The following is a 16,988-nucleotide window of genomic DNA, read 5'->3' as shown; positions in this document are numbered from 1 at the left end:
AATGAACCCGCAAAGGTATGCTTTTTTTTGCTGTTCGAGACTTTAAGTCTCGAACAGCAATGAACAGTAAACATAAAAAAGCCATCCTGCCTGTTCGGGGATGGCCTTTTATTTGCCGAATATGAATCACTTATTTTTTTACAGAAGTATCTGCTGCAGGTGCATGATTGGTGTCCAGATTGATCACCGTATCGGTATTTGCAGGAGCGGCCGGTGTAACGCTGGCGGGTTCGGTTGGAGCAACGGCTGTAGTATCTGCACCTTTTTCTCCTTCTCCACTATTATTACATGCTACAAAACCTACAGAACTGATTGCCAGGATAATAAATATTTTTTTCATTACTTTAATTTTTAGATTAGAGATTTAAGGTTAATACAAAAATTCAGGAAAGGTAACCTGCCTGCCGATAAAAAAGTTTTTCTTAGTGGGAAAGGGTTACTATTTTTAAAAAAAAGTATTATAAACGGAACAAAGCGTGAAAGAGACGATCTTAGAACAGGAAATATTGCTACTGAAGGGTTTAGCGCGCAATGATAAGAAGTCAACCGAAGAAATATACAAACAGCATTACAACCTCATTCAGGCTTTGGTAGTCAATAATAATGGTACCGCCGATGATGCCCGGGATATTTTCCAGGAAGCGATGGTGGTACTCTTTGAAAAGGCGCGGTCAGGAACATTTGAGCTTAACTGCCAGATCAAAACATATTTATATTCAGTAGCTAAGCGACTGTGGTTAAAGAGGTTACAGCAGCAAAGCCGGTTTACGGAAGAATGGAATGATTCTGAAAACCTGGTGAAAGTAGATGATGATCTGGAAGTGCATGAGCAAAAGGACCAGGAATTTGACCTGATGCATCATTCGATCCAGCACCTGGGCGAGCCTTGCAAAAGTTTATTGGAGGCCTTTTACTTTAAGAAAAAGAGCATGCTGGAAATAGCCGAAACATTTGGCTATACCAACGCAGAAAATGCTAAAACTCAGAAGTATAAATGCCTGATGCGGCTGAAAAAAATATTCTTTTCTCAATATAAAAAGTAGTTGGATAATGCAAGAACACGATAATATATTGTTAACCGAAGCGGTGGAACGGTATATTTCCGGGGAAATGACTCCTGATGAACGTTTACATTTTGAAAATTTAAGAAAGGCAGACAGCGAGATCGACCAGATGGTGGTGACCCATACGCTGTTTATGCAGCGCATGAACCGTTACAATGAGTGGCAGAAGTTTCATGCCTCCTTAAATGAGATCCATACCGACCTTACAGCCCAGGGGAAAATCGATTCCCCCGCCCTTAAAGGAAAGGCTAAACTGGCATACCTGTTTAACCGCTATAAAAGAGTGGCCTCCATTGCAGCATCAATTGCAGGTCTTACCGCATTACTGGTATCTGCGATTCTTTGGTCGGTAACGCCCAAAAACCATATTGCCCAGATCGAAACCCTGAGCAAAAAGTTTAATTCGCTCGAAAATAAATCGCGGAAGCAGGCAGAGGAGATCAATGATCTTAAAAACCGGAGCACGGATTCTAAAACACCAGAGATCACGTACAGTTCCAGTGGTACCAGTTTTATGATTGACAATAGGGGATTGCTGGTCACCAATGCCCATGTGATCCAAAATGCGCAAAATGTGGCTGTGGCCAGCAGTACCGGTGTTGAATACTTTGCCGAAGTAGTATATACCGATCCTGTAAGAGATATCGCCCTGTTAAAAATAACGGATAAAGACTTTAAGCCACTTCCCCCGGTACCTTATGGTTTCTCCCGCAAAATGTCGGACCTGGCAGAGCCGGTGTTCACCATGGGCTACCCGCGCGAAGACGAAAACATTGTTTACAACCAGGGCTACCTGAGTGCCAAAACCGGCTTTAACGGGGACACGCTCAGCTGCCAGATACAGATCTCGGCAAACCGCGGCAACAGCGGAAGCCCGATCCTGAATGATGAAGGAGATGTGATCGGCGTTTTAAACGGCCGGCAGAAAGACCAGGAAGGTGTAGCCTTCTTTATCCGGTCTAAAAATCTTTACAATATGCTGAATGAGGTGAAAAACAAGGAAAAAAATGATTCCATCATCCAGAATGCGAAGCTGACGACCAAATCCTCCATCGCCAATCTCAATCGTACCCAGCAAACGAAAAAGATCCAGGACTATGTATTTGTAGTGAAGGTGAATTAACTTTTTTAGTCATTAACCAAGACCAAAGAGGGTGTTTCTGATTGAGGCACCCTCTTTTTTTATGGAGGTCTTTAACGGAAAGAAGTTTCGTTTCGTTTTGTTAAGGTGATAGATGTAGCCGCAGATGCACAGATTTTTGAGGGATCATTTCGAAAAGTCTCAAAAACATCCTGGCTTCCCCTGACACTCATACCATAGCAATCCGGATTATTTACAAACCGGTATGAATGAGGCGACAGATACCGAATAGGCTGAAATATTTGTCAACTTCTTTTGCAACGGGTCGGGTCATTTTGTAATCAAAAAATCTGTAATCATTTTTTTTATTACAACCGGTCTGATTACAGTTTTGAAAAAAAATGTACCCGACGCCACATACAGCCGGTTTGCACCCCCGTTCTTATAAAAAATAGACTTTTTTGTTGCTGGGTATAAAAATACCTGGGCAAATGCCTTCAATTGAGTGATCGCGGCAGTCTTCCCGCTGATAGCGCCGATTTTTCCGCAGATTTCAGCTGCTCTTTTTGCGCATCTGCGGCTATAACATATCCACATCCGGGATCACCACCACCGATTTATACCGTTTTTCCTGGTGCAACTGGGCAATCTTAAACAGGATATCCTTTTTACACTGCGTGATTAAACGGGTATTCCGGGGCAGCTTTAACAACAGCTCCATCAGGTATTGATTGCGCACTTTATTGATGAGCGGCTCCGACGGCCCCATGATAAAACGGCCATACTGATCCTGCAAGCTGGCCGCAAACCAGGCGGCAGCATCCTGCACCACGTCCCTGATCTTATTTTTAAGCGTTAACCGGATCAGCCGGGTATAGGGGGGATAACCAAACGCTTCTCTTTTGGGCAACTCATCTTCAAAAAGCGCCCGGTAATTGTGCTGCTGTACCTGTAATAATACCGGGTGTTCGGGCTGCGTGGTCTGGATCATTACCTTACCCACGCCATGCTTTCTTCCGGCACGGCCACTCACCTGCTCCATCAGCTGAAACGCCCGCTCGTTGACCCTGAAATCAGCAAAGGACAAAATACCATCCGCATCTACAATGCCTACCAGTTCCACGTGTTCAAAATCCAATCCTTTTACCACCATCTGGGTACCAACAAGAATGTTCAGTTTTTGCTGTTCAAAGGTCTGGATCAGCTGATCATGCGCATGTTTTCCACGCACGGTGTCCATATCCATCCGCCCTATATGCGCCTGGGGAAGCAATTCCTGCAGGGCCTCCTCTACCCGTTCCGTTCCAAATTGTTTTTGAACAAAATCATGCCCCCCGCAGCTGGGACAGGTTACCATCAGGGGATAATTAGTGCCGCAATAATGGCAAACCAGCTTGTTGTATACCTTATGATAATTCAACGATACATCGCAGTATTTACATTGTGGTACCCAGCCGCAGGTATTGCAGCGCTGGTAAGGCGTATACCCCCTCCGGTTCTGAAAAAGGATCACCTGCTTTTTCCGTTCCAGCGTATGACGGATATTTTCGGCCAGCGGCGGAAAAATAATGGTATCCGCAAATTCCTTTGTCCGGTAACGGCGGGTATCTACCAGGTCGATCTGTGGCAGCTGAATATTCCCGAACCGCTCTGTTAACTGTACCAACCCGTACTTGTCGGTTACCGCGTTATTATACGATTCGAAAGAAGGTGTGGCGCTGCCCAGCAATACCTTACAGCCCTCAAACAGTGATGAAAAATAAATGGCGGCGTCCCGTGCATGATACCTTGGAGCCGGCTCCATCTGTTTATATGAAGGATCGTGCTCTTCATCACAAACAATCATTCCCAGGTCCTGGAAAGGCAGGAACAAAGAAGAACGGGCGCCCAGCACGATCTTCAGCGATCCGTCTTTTACTTTATTCCAAATCTCCACCCGCTCATTCTGCGAAAACCGCGAGTGATATACGCCGATATGTCCTCCGAAATGCCGCTGCAACCGCCGGATCGTTTGAGAAGTCAGTGCAATCTCCGGCAACATATACAGCACCTGCCGGCCCTGGCGGATCTGCTCCTCGATCAAATGAATATAGAGCTCCGTTTTCCCGCTTGAAGTAACTCCGTGCAGTAAACACACGTCCTTTTCCATAAAGACCGTCCGGATGCTGTTCAACGCCGTAGATTGCGCTGCAGATAAGTCAAAATTGATCCGGATATCTTTGGGCAGGCTGCGGATGCGATCCACGGCCCGCTTTTCCAATAGCAGGATCCCTTTATCTGCAAGACCTTTTAACTGGGCATCGCTGGCACCGGTCTTTTTAAGAAGGGCTTGTTTTGTAATAGCCCCCTCCGTTTTTTGAAAATGCAGGTACCCCAGCAACAGCTCCAGCTGCTTTTCGGCCCGCTGCAATTTAGTATCGGTATTCAGCAGCCGTTCAAGCGCCGCATCATTGTCATAATCCGGATGCAGCAATACATAGGTTTCTTTTTTCGGACTGTAGTTGTCCTTCAACGATTCCCAAACATAACAGATCTTTCCCTGTATGAGCCGGTTTACCACGGGGTATACATGGTTACTGTCGAGGATCAGCTGCACTTCGGCAAGCTTTAATTCCTTGCGCAACAGCAGGGCTTCCGCCACCAGGAATGCTTCATGATCCAGCTCCGTAAAATCATCGCCGGCCTCTTCGTTAAACACCAGTACGGTTTCGCTGCTCAGTTTAAAATGCGCCGGCAGGGCTGCCGCCATTACTTCTCCCTCCGTACACATATAATAGCGGGCCATCCATTCCCAAAGCCGCAGCTGCGATTCATATACCACAGGCGTTGCGTCCAGTACACTAACCAGTTCCTTTGCCTCAAAAAATTCCGGCGGCGTCTGGTGCACCCGTTTGATCACTCCTGCATATTTTTTGGATTTGCCAAGGTTGACCTCTACCCGGCACCCCACCAGGGCGGCCTCTTTCAGATGCTCCGGAATGGCCCAGGTATAATTCAGCGGCAGGGCCAGCGGAATGACCACTTCGGCAAAATCCGTTGTTACGGCCGACTGATAAGGCAGTTCATTATTCATGCATTCCTTGCTTTATTCCGGGTGCTACCCAGGTTACATTATACTCCAATAGCTTCTGCTCCATTTGCGCATACACCAATTGTTTTAACCGTTCATGATCTTTTACCGGCCAGCCCTCTACCGGCACTTCATCTAAAAATACCACGCGGCATTTGCCCGGGTTTAACGGAAGCTTCTGCCAATAGGGCATCCGGTCGAAGGTATCGAGGAACAACACCGGCCGGATCGGTGTACCGGTTTCCAGCGCCAGTTTAAAGGCGCCATTATAAAAATCTTTTAACGGCTGATGCGTTTCATTAAACGTGCCCTCCGGAAAAACAAAAATAGAGATCCCTTTGTTGATTACGGAACGAAGGATACGGATGCTCTTTGCCCGGCCTTCTGTTGACTTACGATCTACGGTCACGATCGCCCGTTTATAAATAAACCCAAAAATGGGCAGTTTTCCCATTTCTGCCTTCCCCAGCGCACGCATCGGCTTCCGGAACACCTTTACCATCACCGGTATATCCAGGTAGGAAATATGATTGGCAATGAGGATGTATTTCTTATCCGGGTCGAAGGGCATGGTATAGGTTTTTTGTACCCGTATGCCGATCATGGCAAACCAGATATCGGCCCAAAAGGTACAAAGTGCATAAATGATATTCCCCCCCCTTATCCGGCCCAGGAAAGCAGCGAGGATACAAAGCGGGAAAATCAGCAGCATCACGACCAGGAAGATCAATACCGCATAAATCATATAAAATAATCGAAACATAGTGCTTAGTCCTTCAAAAATAAATGGTTACGGCAAAATAGCACAGGGATATTTGTCAACAACCGCCAAAACACGCCGCATCGGCTAATTTTCCGTAATTTTGCAGCCTTTATGGAGGGTACAAAAACAGTCGCATTTCACACACTTGGTTGCAAGCTCAACTATTCGGAAACTTCTTCGCTTTCCAGGCTAATGGAACAGGAAGGGTTTGAGAAAAAGGAGTTTACCGATGTTGCAGATGTATATGTGATCAATACCTGCTCTGTAACAGACAACGCGGATAAGGAATGCCGGCAGCTGGTACGTCGCATCCAGCGCAAGGCCCCGGAAAGCGTGGTGGTAATCACCGGCTGTTACGCCCAGCTGAAGCCTAAAGAAATTGCTGACATACCCGGTGTGGACCTGGTGTTGGGTGCAGCGGAAAAATTTAATATTGTAAAACATATTAAAGAACTTTCTAAAAACGATGCCGCTAAAATATGCAGCTGCGATATTGAGGATGTAACCGGTTTCCACAGCTCCTACTCTATTAATGACCGTACCCGTACTTTTTTAAAGGTGCAGGATGGCTGTGATTATACCTGTTCTTTTTGTACGATACCCATGGCCCGTGGCAAAAGCCGCAGCGCCTCCATTGATGCGGTGCTGAAGGATGCACAGTCGCTGGCGGCTTCGGGTGCCAAAGAAATTGTGCTTACGGGCATCAACCTGGGAGATTTTGGAAAAGGGCCGGATGGCAATGCCTCGGCGGCGATCAATGGCCGGGCTGAGAACTTTTACAAACTGATACAGGAGCTGGACCAGGTGGAAGGCATAGAACGGTTCCGGATCTCCTCGATTGAACCCAATCTCCTGGGCAACGAGATCATTGAATTTGTGGCCAACAGCAAAAAGTTCATGCCCCATTTTCATATTCCTCTGCAAAGCGGCAGCAACGCCGTTCTGGGTGCCATGCGCAGAAGATACAAGCGGGAGCTGTATGCCGACCGTGTGGGCCTCATCAAAACCCTGATGCCCCATTGCTGTATCGGGGTAGACGTAATCGTTGGATTTCCCGGAGAAACCGATGCTTACTTTAAAGAAACCTACGATTTCCTGCATGAGCTGGAAATATCCTACCTGCATGTTTTTACTTATTCGGAAAGAGCCAATACCCACGCCCTTACACTGGAGCCGGTAGTGCCTGTAGCTCTTCGCAATGAACGGAATAAAACATTGCGCAACCTGTCTTACATGAAGATGCAGTACTTTGAACAACAGCATACGGGACAAACCCGAAAGGTGTTGTTTGAGAACCATAATAAGAATGGTATGATGGAGGGCTATACCGATAATTACATCCGTATTACAACGCCCTACCGGAAGGAATGGGAGCACCAGATCGTAGACTGGAACCTGTAAACAGACGCCAGCCAACCTGTGCTACTTTATTGCTATATCTATTTTTGTTGATCACAACCAGTTAGCAATTACTGCTTTTACATTAACATTTTCTTTTTATTTATTGGCCTTCGTGGTACTGTATTTGTATTTTAATCATTCAGAAAGATACTTAGAAAAGCTCTTTATATCCTTTGATATAATCCTTTAAACCGTTTACAGTACTGGCCTACAGCCGGCAACGTTTAATATTTTTTTATATTATTTATTAACAATTCCTGTATAACACTGAATCTTTTCCCTGCGTTTAGAAGAAGTATGTAAACCTTTATTATTTATATTTTTTATTAAAATTTTAATCATGAAAAGAACTACAAAAACAGTAATGATGGCATTGGCTGCAACCGTGATCACCGGAAGTGCATTTGCTCAGGTAGACAGCACAAAAACAGATTCGACTGTCGTGTCTACAGACTCCACACAAACAGACAAGAAAGACGATAAAGACAAGTCTAAAGAAGACTCAACAGCTACACCTACACCACCACAGGCTTCTGTTGCACCTTCGGTAAAGAACAATACTTATGTTTGGGTTGCCACTAACAGGGAACTGTTGGGTAACAAAAAAACAGCCATCGAAGCAGAAAAGCAAGAGGCCTGATTTTAATAGAATCCGGTTCATTAAAACCACACTGGGAAACCAGCGTGGTTTTTTTTTGTAAGTTTGACCGACAGAATGAGAAAATTATGTCTACAAAAATAAAGTGCCCGAACTGCCAGCATGAGTTTCCGATAGAAGCTGCGCTTACCGATGAGCTGAAAAATGCGATTGAAAAGGAGAAGGACGGCCTGCGCAGGCAGATGCAGGATTATAAAAAGAACAAGGACGAGGAAATAGCACAGCTGAAAAAAACTGCAGAGCTGGAGGCCACCAAAGCCAATGAACAGTGGCAGCAGAAACTCAATGTAGAAAAGCAGGCACTGCAACAGCAACTGGAAGCGCAGCTCCGTAAAAGCATCAGTACCGATTTTGAGAACCGTATTGGTTCTTTACAAAAAGCCAATGAAGAAAACGAAGAAAAGCTAAAACTGGCCCGGCAGAAAGAAGCCGACTTTTTACGGAAAGAGCAGGATTTCAAGACCCGCGAGGCAGAGCTGGAAATTACAGTCCAGAAAAAATTAAATACAGAGCGCGAGAAAATAGCAGAAGAGCTCCGGCGTATTGAGGGCGAAAAAACGGCCTTAAAAGAAAGTGAATTCAACCTGAAGCTTAAGGAACTGGAAACCCAGCTGGAACAGCAGAAAAAGCTGGCGGCGGAAATGCAGCGGAAAGCGGAACAAGGCTCCATGCAATTGCAGGGTGAAAGCCAGGAACTGGCGCTGGAAGAAATGCTGACCGCGGCGTTCCCTTTTGATCTCATCGAAGAAGTGGGAAAAGGCGTACGGGGCGCGGACTCCATTCAAACCGTTCGCAACAACTTGGGCGCGGCCTGTGGCAAGATCATCTGGGAAAGTAAACGGGCCGAAAACTTTGGAGGCGACTGGATCGAAAAGCTGAAGGCCGATATGCGCAGCCAGGGTGCAGACGTAGCCGTACTGGTTACCCGGCGCTATCCAAAAGATATGGAACGCTTTGGCGAAAAAGAAGGGGTCTGGATCTGCAATTTCAATGAAGCCAAGGCCCTGGCCAGTGTACTGAGGGATGGTATCATTAAAATATACAATGCATCCAAAAGCCAGGAAAATAAGGGCGACAAGATGCACCTGCTATACTCCTACCTCACCAGTCCGGAGTTTGCCGAACAATGGAAAGCCATCCGGGAAGGCTTTTTAAGCATGAAGATCTCCATTCAAAAGGAACGCGATGCCATGGAACGCCTGTGGAAAGCACGTGAAAAGCAACTGGAAAAAGTACTGCTCAATGCCACCCATATCCGTGGCTCCATTGACGGGATCAGTGGCCTGGAGTCGGTTGATCTGAACCTGCTGGGCTATGAAGAGGAAGAATAGCCTGCGGCATTTCAAACCAGCTTATCCCAATCCGCTTATAAATTTCAAAGCAGCATCATTGTTTCCAACTGATCCAGGATATTTTGTTATCACATTAATGGACAGGGAGCGGACTAAACGCGTTGCTTAGATCGGGACCACAAAGGCTCAAAAGCACAAAGAAACGCGAAGAGTATGTCGTTTTATCTTAGTGTCTTTGAGCCCTTGTAGCGAACACCCGTTATACTATAGCTTATTATCGCAATCTTCCAGAATTCCTTTTACATCATACACAATGGCCTGCTCTTTTTTAAGCTGCGCCAGGTCCAGGTCCTGGAACTCGGTGTGTGCCACACCCAAAACGATGGCATCAAAGGTATTTTCCGGCAGCATCGTGGTGCTTTCAATGCCATATTCATGCAGCACTTCCGCAGGATTTGCCTTGGGGTCGAAAGTCGTTACTTCAATACCGTAATCCTGTAGCGCGGAAATAACATCCACAATTTTTGTATTGCGCACGTCCGGGCAATTCTCTTTAAAGGTAATCCCCAGCATCAGTACGGATGCGCCACTGACACTGATCCCTTTTTTGATCATCGTTTTTACAACCTGCGCCGCCACATAGCCGCCCATCGAATCATTTAACCGGCGCCCGGCCAGGATAATTTCCGGGTGATAACCATGTTCCTGCGCTTTTTGCGCCAAATAATAAGGATCTACACCAATACAGTGCCCGCCTACCAGCCCTGGCTTAAATGGTAAAAAGTTCCACTTCGTTCCCGCCGCTTTCAGCACATCCTGCGTATTGATACCCAGGATATTAAAAATTTTAGCCAGTTCATTCACAAAAGCGATATTAATATCCCGCTGTGAGTTTTCAATTACTTTGGCGGCTTCCGCCACTTTAATGGTTGGGGCCAGGTGGGTTCCCGCTGTAATGACCGACCTATAAACCGCATCCACTTCCAGACCGGTTTCCGGCGTGGAGCCAGATGTTACTTTTAATATTTTTTCAACGGTATGCTCTTTATCTCCCGGGTTAATCCGCTCCGGGGAATAGCCTGCAAAAAAGTCTTCATTAAACTTCAGTCCCGAGGTTCGTTCCAGTACGGGGATACACTCTTCTTCGGTAACACCGGGGTATACGGTTGATTCGTACACTACGATATCTCCTTTCTTCAGTACTTTTCCTACGGTTTCTGAAGCTTTATAAAGCGGCGTCAGATCGGGGCGGTTGTGTTTATCAACAGGCGTGGGTACGGTTACCACATAAAAATCGGCTGCGGCAATATCAGCCAGCTGATTGGATACATATAAACCGCTGCCACCTGACTGGAACGGGTTTTCGGAAATTAAGACCCCCTGCAGCACCGCTTCTTCCACTTCCAGGGTCAGGTCCTTTCCAGCCCGCAACTCATCAATACGCCGCTGATTGATATCGAAACCAATTACCGGGTATTTGGTAGCAAATAAACGGGCCAGCGGTAATCCAACATAACCCAGGCCAATAACTGCGATCCTTTTCATGTATACTTATTTATAATTAATTCATTTTAAATTTTCCCAATACCATTTAATGGCCTCTTTCAGGCCTTTGCTGATTGTATGTGTTGGCTGATACCCTAAGACCGTTGTTGCCTTTTCAACGGACGCCAGCGAATGTGGTATATCGCCCGTACGGTTCGGACCATAAACAATGGGTATTTCAGCGATTGCCGCATCAAACGCACTTAAATATTCTTTAAGGTAGGTTACCAGGTCATTCAGGGTGGTACGGTCTCCAACTGCGGTATTATACACAGTATTAACCGCTTCGGGGTTGTTTGTCAACATTGCCAGCTCATTCATTTGAATTACGTTGTCAATATAGGTAAAATCCCGCGAAAAATTACCATCGCCATTGATTACCGGACTTTCATGATGTATTAATTTTTTTACAAACAGGGGTATAACGGCGGCATAGGCACCGTTGGGATCCTGACCCCGGCCAAACACATTAAAATAGCGCAACCCGATGGTTTCAATGCCATAGGTTCTTGAAAATATTTCCGCATATAATTCATTTACATACTTGGTAATGGCATAGGGCGACAGCGGTTTGCCGATCACTTCCTCTACCTTAGGCAGGCTTTCAGAATCACCATACGTAGATGAAGACGCTGCATAAACAAAGCGTTTTACTCCTGCATCCCGGGCAGCCACCAGCATATTCAGGAAACCGGAAATATTTACATCATTGGTGGTGATCGGATCTTTGATGGAACGGGGTACCGATCCCAGGGCCGCCTGGTGCAGCACATAATCGGCACCGGCCACAGCCTTTTGACAATCTTCCAGGTTGCGGATATCCCCTTCTATGAGTTCAAAATGCGCATGCCCCATGTAAGGCGCAATATTGTGCCGGTAACCGGTAGAAAAGTTATCCAGCACTACAACACCATATCCTTTTTCCAGGAAATAAGCCGTAAGATTGGATCCGATAAAACCTGCGCCTCCTGTAATTAATATTTTTTTCATATACGATATAATAAAGACCCGGTAAGTGTTTCTGCTCCGGGCAATAATTTCAATTTACTTTTATTCGCTCTTTTTTGAGGCGTTTTTGGCCGGTTACTTTCCAATTACATAGTAGCTAAATCCCAGCGCATCCATTTGTTTTTGCTCCAGGAGCTGCCTGCCGTCAAAAACAAACGCAGGAAGCTTCATCAGCTGCTTCACTTTTGCCCAGTCGTAGGTTTTAAATTCATCCCATTCTGTCAGTATCGCAACGGCGTGCGCAGCTGCCAATGCCTCGAACGGATCGTTTACCACCTGTACCAGCCGCCTGTTTTCCTCCGGAGAGCGGGTGCCAAGATAATCCAAATCCCGGAAAATCTGTTCCTTTGTAACCTTGGGATCATACACAACGATCTGCGCCTCCTCCTCCAGGAGATGGTCGGCAACATAAATGGCAGCCGATTCGCGGGTATCATTGGTATCTTTTTTAAACGCCCAACCCAGAAAAGCGATCCGTTTGCCATTTACCGTATTGTACATAGTGGAAATGATCTTCTCCGCAAACCGGGCCCGCTGATGATCATTCAGCCGGATCACCTGCTCCCAATAATCCGCCACTGCTTCCAGCTTATAAGAACGGGCGAGGTAAACGAGATTTAAAATATCTTTTTGAAAGCAGGAGCCGCCAAAGCCCACGGAAGCCTTCAGAAATTTGGGGCCGATACGCGAATCCAGCCCGATGGCCTTTGCCACTTCATCCACATTTGCGCCGGTTGCTTCGCATAATTCCGATATCGCGTTGATGGAAGAAACCCGTTGCGCCAGGAACGCATTCGCCACCAATTTGGAGAGTTCCGATGACCAGAGGTTGGTCGTTAAGATCCGTTCGGCGGGCACCCAGGCTTCATAGATCTGTACCAGGGCGGCTATTGCTGCTGCATTTTCCCCGCCGATCAATACCCGGTCCGGATGTAATAAATCGGTCACGGCTGTTCCCTCTGCCAGAAACTCCGGGTTGGAGAGAATGTGAAAATTGACGCCGTTTCCGGCATGCTCCATAATGCTTTTAATGGCAGCAGCTGTTCTTACCGGAAGCGTAGACTTTTCTACCACAATTTTATCTGATTTTGCTACCGCTGCAATTTGCCGGGCGCATAATTCAACAAACTTCAGATCCGCCGCCTGCCCCTTCCCTTTCCCATAGGTTTTTGTAGGCGTATTCACCGAAATAAAAATCATATCCGCTTCTTCAATCGCCTCCTCCACATTGGTGGAAAAAAACAGGTTCCTGTTTCGTGCTTCCATCACTACAGCATCCAGTCCTGGTTCATAAACCGGCAGATCATTCAGATCCGGAGCATTCCAGGCGGCAATGCGCTCCTTATTAACATCCACTACAGTTACCTGTATGTGCGGGTTGTTTTGAGCAATTACAGCCATTGTTGGCCCGCCCACATAGCCGGCACCAATACAGGCAATTTTTCTTATTTGTTTCATTGTTTGTTTTTACTTTAAAATAATTGCCGGGGTTACGGCGGTGTTTGCATGTCTGCCAGTAGCCGGCAATACGGCAACTTACAACTACTGTAAGTTTTTGTAAATATCTGAAATTAAAGGGCGTTATTTTCCCCTGAGTATAAATTCCCTTAGTGACCCTATCAGTTCCGGTGCGGCCAGGGTTTCAATATCGATATTCTTTACGGCTGTGTTTTTTAAAACAAGGGGCAGTTGCTGTACCAGCTCTTTTTCATCAAACGCTACCTCCACATATCCCATTGCTGCCATTTTTTTTGCAGTGGCCATCTGATGGTCATTTCTATGTTCCTTTAAACGCAGCAACCGGGGCATAACTAATAACGGCTTTCGCCTTACAAGAGCCGAAATAATGGTTCCCATGCCCGCATGCCCTACAATAAGATCTGCCTGATCCATCAGGGTATCAAACTCCTTTGGAGGCAGCATCCCCGTCAGCTCAATATTTTTTACCTTGTATTGCGAGGTGGTGCACTGTGCTATAATCTGCTGCCCGTTAAGCCGGGGAGCCATTTCGTCTATGGCTTTTATTAACCGGTCAAAAGGTTCCTGTGTACCTGTAGTAACTAAAATCATAATAAAACATTTCCGGCATAGTGAATCTGATCTGTGGCCAGATCTTCCCATTGCGTATACACGCGTCCCGCTATTTTTAGTGCAATTTTACCGCTCATCGAGAGACGCTCCACATTTGCAATGCTATCGATCCAAACGGTACGGATGCCTAACAACTTCCCGGCAAGCAGGGCCATAAGGCCGGGTGCTGCGCCTGTGGTAACAATAACATCCGGCCGCTCTTTTTTTATAATCCGCAATACTTCATAAAAGGACCTGATCAGTTTAAGTTTGCTGTTGCGGTTACCATCGGCTACCGCATAAAACTTTTCTCCCGGCACCATGCTGGAAAAGCGCTTGTTATTTGAAACAAACACCACCTCCATGCCTTCAAATGCAGGCTTCAACCGGAGTAACTGGATCCAATGCCCTCCCATGGAGGCTACAGCAAATACTTTCATGTGCTTAAGGTATTAATGAGTTGCTCATATTCTTTAATCATCTGCCCATATTGAAACCGCGCCAGGAAATGCGAGCGGCTGTTCGCAGCCATTTCAGCATATTGCAGACCGGTAACATCATTTAATCCGTTAATTTGTGTACCCAGCCCTTCCCAGCCATCCTCCAGTCTGATAGCGTTGAACTGAGGAACGCCAATCTCCAGATTTCCGCCCACATCGTTTACGAGCAACGGTTTACCATGCATAATGCCTTCCAATAAGGCGATCGGCAATCCCTCCTGCACAGAATACAACATCAGGTAGTCGTATCCGGGAATCAGGCGCTCCATATCATTTACAAATCCCAGTACTTTGAAATTGGGGAGGCCATCGCAACATTGTTTCAGCGCCTCTAAGTCCTCCCCGGCGCCTGCAAAATGGATCTCAATATTAGCGGCAATTTTATCCTTTAGCCGGTTTACAATCTGCAACTGGCGTTTCACCTGGTTTACCCGGGCCGGATAAAGTATTTTGATGGCATCCTGCTGCTTATATTGCCTGCCTGCCGCTTCTGGTATACCGGCGGTATCTCTAATGCCATTATATATCAGCGTTATTTTTTTGCCCTTTACTTTAAAATAATTTTCCAGGTTTTGTGTAACTTTTTGAGATATGGATACAATATTCTCCGGGAAAAAGGTCAGGCGTCTGTATGTTCTATACACATTATGCGAGATATAGATAACGCGGGCGTTGAGCCGGAGCAGCTTATTCAAAAAAACAATAAAGGGAATCAGGTTTCTTGCATGTACCAGTACAATATTATTCTTTAGCACCCGGGGATGGAACAGGATATATTCTTCTGCAGCGATCTGGTATTTGGGATGCAGTTGCTCAAATGCCTGCCGTCCTGTAACAAGGCAATTAAATTGTCCCTTTAGTCCGTTATGAACATCCATTAAAACTTTCTGAGCTCCGCCATAGCGGCTGAGATTGGTGGTTATGGATATTACTTTCCTTTCTCTCATTTAAGTATTTTGTTATTAGAAACCACCACCGCGTTTTCCGGAACATTTTTGGTAACGATGGCATTCGCCCCAACCCTTACATTGTTGTGTAATATTACCGGCCCCATTACTACAGCATGTATACCGATCACGCAGCCGTGCATTAAGACAGGCTGCGTGATCGTTTTTCCCTTATAAAGCGCTTCTTTATTATTGTTTCCACCAAGCGTTGCCCCCTGATATATTGTAAAATCGCCCTCCGCGATCACGTATCTTCCGATAACAATGCCGGCACCATGAAGAATCACAACGCCGCCTTTTAATGTGGCGCGCGGATCAATGTCAATAGAAAGCAACAACCGGTTTATGAGCCAAAACAACCGGCCCAGGGGTTTTAAACCAACTTTACAGAGCACATTGCTGATCCTAAAGAAAAGCATGCTGTATAAATGTATTTTAAAAAACGGCTTTAGCCTGCTGTTCGTATGTTTCGCCAGGGCCTGAAAATCTCTTATCAACGACATAACCGTGCAATGAATGTATTAACAAAATAATTGAACAAAGTCCTCAGGTTGGGCCGGACTATAAAACGATTGCACCCTGCCCAGTTTAGCCGTTGCAATCATTGCCCTGGCCAATCCTGCGGCATCGTCCACTTCAACAACATGTCCGTTAACGCCTTCCTTAACAATCCTGTTGATGATGGGCACACAGTTGGTTACTGCTACCGGGGTACCGATAAACAATGCTTCGATAACCGCATTGGGTAATCCCTCTGTTCTCGAAGGCAGGACAAGGCAGTCGGCATATTTTATATACCGGTATGGATTATCATCAAACCCGGTAAAAAAAACGTTCTGCGCTATTTGCAGATCATCAGCCTGATGCTTCAGCGCAGAAAAATAGTCATTGCATTTGGGCGTTACTTCACCAACGATATACAGCCGCGCATCGGGCCGACCCTGCAACACTTTCGCAAAAGCGCTGATGAGTATATCCAGGCCTTTAACCGGATCCACCCTCCCTATAAAAACATAGTGTGTGCCGTCTTCTTCAAAGGGGCAAACGGCCTGTTGCAGCTTCCGCGCTATTTCCTTTTGATTCACCGGGTTCTCCAGCGTTATCACTTTTTTATTGGGCAAGTTCAACTTTTCAATATACCCTTTCCGCATTTCCTGTGTTTGCATAATAAGCTTATCCGCCCGTCGATACGCCAGCCAAAGGCGCAAGTTCTGATGGAACGATTGTACATCTACCGGGCAGTCGGCTCTTATAATCAAACGGATCCCCGGCATAAAAGCTGCCGCAAAACATAGGCGCCAGTTGATCGGCATTAATGAAGCGAATACGCAATCCGGCTTTTCTTTCAATAATATCTTTACCAGCTTAAAAATAAAATAGTCTTTGTAAGAATTAATTCTCAGCAGATGAACCGGTATACCCGGAGGCAGGAATCTACTGATGGAAGCAAGTTCGGGTCCCACAATATAAAACACCACATCATACAATTCCGGCGGCAAAAAACCGGCAATATTCAGCGTCATTTTTTCTGCACCACCGGAATACCGGTTAATAAAAAAAAGAATTTTTTTCCTGTTTGTTGAATGCAT

The 16,988-nt window shown here is 46.0% G+C and carries 16 protein-coding genes; 5 read left to right on the top strand and 11 right to left on the bottom strand.

Annotated features, from left to right (window positions below; genetic code table 11):
- Positions 1-130: 130 nt before the first annotated feature.
- Entirely contained in the window at positions 131-340 is a 210-nt protein-coding gene (locus Q1V85_RS09410) for a hypothetical protein (RefSeq protein WP_300599227.1), read from the bottom strand.
- Between the two features lie 136 nt (positions 341-476).
- On the opposite strand from Q1V85_RS09410, the gene Q1V85_RS09405 reads away from it, so the two are divergent.
- Positions 477-1,043, top strand: coding sequence for a sigma-70 family RNA polymerase sigma factor (locus tag Q1V85_RS09405; protein ID WP_300599225.1), 567 nt, complete (start codon positions 477-479; stop codon positions 1,041-1,043).
- 7 nt (positions 1,044-1,050) lie between these two features.
- On the top strand, positions 1,051-2,187 hold the full coding sequence (locus Q1V85_RS09400; protein WP_300599223.1) for a serine protease: 1,137 nt from the start codon (positions 1,051-1,053) through the stop codon (positions 2,185-2,187).
- Positions 2,188-2,725: 538 nt separating this feature from the next.
- Here the strand turns inward: Q1V85_RS09400 and priA are convergent.
- Both priA and Q1V85_RS09390 read right to left on the bottom strand, forming a co-directional pair.
- A complete protein-coding gene (priA, locus tag Q1V85_RS09395) occupies positions 2,726-5,218 on the bottom strand; it encodes a primosomal protein N' (protein WP_300599221.1) in 2,493 nt (830 codons plus the stop codon).
- Positions 5,211-5,978 (bottom strand): lysophospholipid acyltransferase family protein, encoded by a 768-nt coding sequence (locus tag Q1V85_RS09390; RefSeq protein WP_300599220.1) that lies wholly within the window; start codon positions 5,976-5,978, stop codon positions 5,211-5,213. The genes priA and Q1V85_RS09390 overlap by 8 nt, the downstream gene beginning before the upstream one ends.
- A 111-nt stretch (positions 5,979-6,089) precedes the next feature.
- Between Q1V85_RS09390 and mtaB the strand changes: the two genes are divergently transcribed.
- From mtaB to Q1V85_RS09375, 3 genes are all read left to right on the top strand, one after another.
- Positions 6,090-7,379, top strand: a complete 1,290-nt coding sequence (mtaB, locus tag Q1V85_RS09385; protein WP_300599217.1) for a tRNA (N(6)-L-threonylcarbamoyladenosine(37)-C(2))-methylthiotransferase MtaB — start codon at positions 6,090-6,092, stop codon at positions 7,377-7,379.
- Positions 7,380-7,719: 340 nt separating this feature from the next.
- The gene (locus Q1V85_RS09380) at positions 7,720-8,019 is read left to right on the top strand and encodes a hypothetical protein (protein WP_300599215.1); all 300 of its coding nucleotides are present in this window, start codon (positions 7,720-7,722) and stop codon (positions 8,017-8,019) included.
- Positions 8,020-8,105: 86 nt separating this feature from the next.
- Positions 8,106-9,368 (top strand): DUF2130 domain-containing protein, encoded by a 1,263-nt coding sequence (locus Q1V85_RS09375; RefSeq protein ID WP_300599214.1) that lies wholly within the window; start codon positions 8,106-8,108, stop codon positions 9,366-9,368.
- Positions 9,369-9,593: 225 nt separating this feature from the next.
- On the opposite strand, the gene Q1V85_RS09370 is transcribed toward Q1V85_RS09375, so the two are convergent.
- The 8 genes from Q1V85_RS09370 to Q1V85_RS09335 form a co-directional block, all read right to left on the bottom strand.
- Positions 9,594-10,874 carry a nucleotide sugar dehydrogenase gene (locus Q1V85_RS09370; protein WP_300599213.1) on the bottom strand — a complete coding sequence of 427 codons (1,281 nt, stop codon included), beginning with the start codon at positions 10,872-10,874 and terminating at the stop codon, positions 9,594-9,596.
- A 21-nt stretch (positions 10,875-10,895) separates the two neighbouring features.
- On the bottom strand, positions 10,896-11,864 hold the full coding sequence (locus tag Q1V85_RS09365) for an SDR family oxidoreductase (protein ID WP_300599211.1): 969 nt from the start codon (positions 11,862-11,864) through the stop codon (positions 10,896-10,898).
- A gap of 93 nt (positions 11,865-11,957) precedes the next feature.
- Positions 11,958-13,340: a nucleotide sugar dehydrogenase gene (locus tag Q1V85_RS09360; protein ID WP_300599209.1), complete on the bottom strand. Its 1,383-nt coding sequence runs from the start codon at positions 13,338-13,340 to the stop codon at positions 11,958-11,960.
- 123 nt (positions 13,341-13,463) lie between these two features.
- Complete coding sequence (locus Q1V85_RS09355; protein ID WP_300599207.1) at positions 13,464-13,952, bottom strand: glycosyltransferase; 489 nt, start codon at positions 13,950-13,952, stop codon at positions 13,464-13,466.
- The gene (locus Q1V85_RS09350) at positions 13,949-14,392 is read right to left on the bottom strand and encodes a glycosyltransferase (protein ID WP_300599206.1); all 444 of its coding nucleotides are present in this window, start codon (positions 14,390-14,392) and stop codon (positions 13,949-13,951) included. The genes Q1V85_RS09355 and Q1V85_RS09350 overlap by 4 nt, the downstream gene beginning before the upstream one ends.
- Positions 14,389-15,399 (bottom strand): glycosyltransferase family 4 protein, encoded by a 1,011-nt coding sequence (locus Q1V85_RS09345; protein ID WP_300599204.1) that lies wholly within the window; start codon positions 15,397-15,399, stop codon positions 14,389-14,391. The genes Q1V85_RS09350 and Q1V85_RS09345 overlap by 4 nt, the downstream gene beginning before the upstream one ends.
- Positions 15,396-15,818 carry a hypothetical protein gene (locus tag Q1V85_RS09340; RefSeq protein WP_300599202.1) on the bottom strand — a complete coding sequence of 141 codons (423 nt, stop codon included), beginning with the start codon at positions 15,816-15,818 and terminating at the stop codon, positions 15,396-15,398. Before Q1V85_RS09340 ends, Q1V85_RS09345 begins: the two co-directional genes overlap by 4 nt.
- A 102-nt stretch (positions 15,819-15,920) precedes the next feature.
- Complete coding sequence (locus Q1V85_RS09335; RefSeq protein ID WP_300599200.1) at positions 15,921-16,988, bottom strand: glycosyltransferase; 1,068 nt, start codon at positions 16,986-16,988, stop codon at positions 15,921-15,923.

This window comes from Niabella sp. (assembly GCF_030150205.1).
Classification (GTDB): Bacteria; Bacteroidota; Bacteroidia; order Chitinophagales; family Chitinophagaceae; genus Niabella.
This window is presented reverse-complemented; position numbering and strand designations above follow the sequence as displayed.